We start from the raw sequence: 2481 nt of genomic DNA on the forward strand, positions 1-2481 counted from the left end.
GAATATAAACAATAAAAATCAACAACTTAAAAGTGGCACGTAACTTGTAAAAGTATCTAGACCTTCTATGACAAGGATGTAGATATGAGAATTACAACGTTAAGTTTGCTATTAAGTGCGCCTTTGGTCGCCAACGCAGCGCCATTCGATACCTGTCCGAGCCAGGCTTACCTATTCCAATCGACACCCGTACAAGTTTGGGGCGTGAACCTAGTGACAGGCTCAACCACCCTGTTAGAAGACGATACGGGCATGAACGCCAATATCAATGGTGTTGGTTTCGACTTTCAAGACAGATATATTTATGGCTATGACACTACCAACAAACGCTTGGTGCGCCTTGGACAGGATTTCCAAGCAGAAGTGATCAATACCAGTGGATTACCAACCGATCACACTTTCTATGTCGGCGATGTCTATGACCATGTGTATTACCTTTACCGTACAGGAAAAGGCTTGTTCACCGTTGATCTATCGCCGTTAGACGCCGACCCAAACGCGACTGTTACAGTTAACAAAATAGCTGGTAGCCCGGCAACCGTAAAACTGACTGATTTCGCTTTCCACCCAAGTGATGGTTCTTTATATGGTATCGATAATAACTCCGGAGGCTTATACAGCTTCAATCCTACAACCGGTGCCGAAACTTACATCGGTGATACTGGTGAGTTAGGTACATTCGGAGCGGGTTATTTTGATGTAAACGGCTATTACTACGTATCTCGAAATCAAGACGGGAAAATCTACCGTATCAATCTGTCTCCAGACAACGCGAGCAATATCGCAGCAGGAATTGTTCCAGCCGTTGAATTTGTATCGAATGGACCTTCTTCCGGCCAAAACGATGGCGCTCGTTGTGCCAACGCCCCAGTTGTTGATGAAGATTCCAACATCGACTTTGGTGATGCGCCAGACAGCTACCTAACCCTACTCGCCAGCAATGGTCCTCGACATGAACTTGATGGTGTGACTTGGTTAGGCACTGATGCACCCGATGCCGACCTTGATGGCTACGTAACTCCACAATCGGATGAAAGTGTTGGCATTGATGACGAGTGGGCAAACGGTGGTATCGGTTTTGTTACGGCGCTTGAAGCCGGGCTTGATTCAAAAGTGGTGATTGAAGCTTCAACAACCGGTTACCTTTCGGCGTGGATTGACTGGAACCAAGATGGCAGCTTCGATGGTGCTAACGAGCAAGTATTTACCGACTACCAACTGGATGCTGGTGAAAACGATCTGTTCCTAAATGTCGATATCAACGCACTAACGGGGACTACTTGGGCTCGCTTCAGATTCAGCCAACAAACCAACCTGAGCTACTTTGGTGGTTCGACATCTGGTGAGGTAGTTGATATTCAAGTTGATGTTCTTAACGACGGCGCTACAGCCCGTTACTTCCCAAGTGCTTCTGGTTACGCAACCTTGGCGTATGAAGATAACTGGCCTTATAAAGCTGATTACGACATGAATGATGCTGTGATTATGTATCGCATTACCGAGATCCTTAAAGATGGAAAAGTCGTTAAATCAACCATCGATGGACGTCTTGCTGCAGTAGGTGCTTCGTACAGAAATGGTTTTGCGGTTCGACTTCCTAATCTAGACCCAAGCTTAGTGAGTAGCGGAAGCTCTTACATGAAGCACAATGGTGTGTTCACTGATTTAGACTTGGAGCAAGGACGTAGCGAGGCAATCTTTGTTATTGCTAACGACCTTACAGAGAAAATCAGTACTAGTTGTACCTTCTACCGCACCATCAGCTCTTGTAAAGAAGATGAGCAATTCGCTTTCCAAATCGGGATTACTTTAGCTGGCGATGGAGTGAGTACTGGCAGTTGGACTGACATGCCTTACGACCCATTTATTTTCGCGACGCCTGGGTATTATCATGGTGAAAACCTACCTCTACATCCAGGGCGCAGCTGGGAGGTGCACTTGCCAGACCAAGATCCAACCGAGGCGTTTGATACCGCTAATCTCTTTGAAGCAGGACTAGGCGTTGATGACAGCAATCCATCAACAGGCAAATATTTCAAAACTGCAGACAACCACCCGTGGGCACTGCTGATTACTTCAGACACGGAATGGCAATGGCCACTGGAATATGTAGATATCGTCACCGCCTATCCAAACTTTGCGAACTTTGCTGAATCCGGCGGTACTCAATCCACCGATTGGTTCCAAACACCTGCCGCTGACCAATGTTACTTGCCTTAGGAGAATGATTATGAATATGCCAATTAAACAGACAGTAACAAACGGTCGCCGGAACTTTAACAATGCTATCTTATCTAGTCTGTCGAATGCTGCACTTAAGAAAAATACGGCTCAGTCGCAGTCAATACGTATTCCATTACTAATCGCATCACTAACGTTGGTAGGGTGTGGTGGCGGAGGCGGCGATGGAGGAGCATCAACTCCTAACCCATCGCCTTCAACACCAGTGACGTCAACACCAGTGACGTCAACACCAGCGAC

General features: G+C 46.6%; 1 protein-coding gene and 1 pseudogene. Both read left to right on the forward strand.

Translation table 11 applies throughout. From position 1 onward, the window contains the following. Positions 1–84: 84 nt before the first annotated feature. Entirely contained in the window at positions 85–2220 is a 2136-nt protein-coding gene (locus AB4496_RS25385) for an LruC domain-containing protein (RefSeq protein WP_009845549.1), read from the forward strand. Between the two features lie 10 nt (positions 2221–2230). Beyond that, positions 2231–2481, forward strand: a pseudogene (locus AB4496_RS25390) (hypothetical protein); the annotation flags it as partial.

This window comes from Vibrio sp. 10N.222.46.A1 (genome assembly GCF_041473595.1).
GTDB classification, from domain to species: Bacteria; Pseudomonadota; Gammaproteobacteria; order Enterobacterales; family Vibrionaceae; genus Vibrio; species Vibrio tasmaniensis_A.

What these genes read in the sequence shown, in the direction of transcription:
- AB4496_RS25385 (WP_009845549.1), top strand. Translation starts at nt 85, where the DNA reads ATGAGAATTACAACGTTAAGTTTGCTATTAAGTGCGCCTTTGGTCGCC.